Here is a 274-nt window from a genome sequence, read left to right on the forward strand (position 1 = left end):
GGTCGCTTAGTCGGTATTCTAGTAGCTAAAGGGTCAAAGCATAGCGAAATTCAGAAGTTTGAAGAAGCGGTCAATAAAGAGGGCGGCATGGTAAAAATCGTTGCTCCTAACAAAGAAGTAGAGTTGGATGACGGCACACGTATCCAAGCCGACGAGCGTTTGGCTGGTGGCCCTTCAGTATTGTTTGATGCGGTAGTCAGTATCATTATGCCGGATCAAGCCAAAAAGCTTGCAGAAGATAGCTCAGCATTAGATTGGTTCACCGATGCTTACG

The 274-nt window shown here is 46.4% G+C and carries 1 protein-coding gene; it reads left to right on the forward strand.

What is annotated here, in order from left to right:
* Positions 1-274: type 1 glutamine amidotransferase family protein (locus tag AAEY93_RS20550; RefSeq protein WP_502959571.1), on the forward strand; the 274-nt coding region annotated here is incomplete at both ends.

The organism is Shewanella sp. CAL98-MNA-CIBAN-0140 (genome assembly GCF_040309905.1).
GTDB classification, from domain to species: Bacteria; Pseudomonadota; Gammaproteobacteria; order Enterobacterales; family Shewanellaceae; genus Shewanella; species Shewanella psychromarinicola.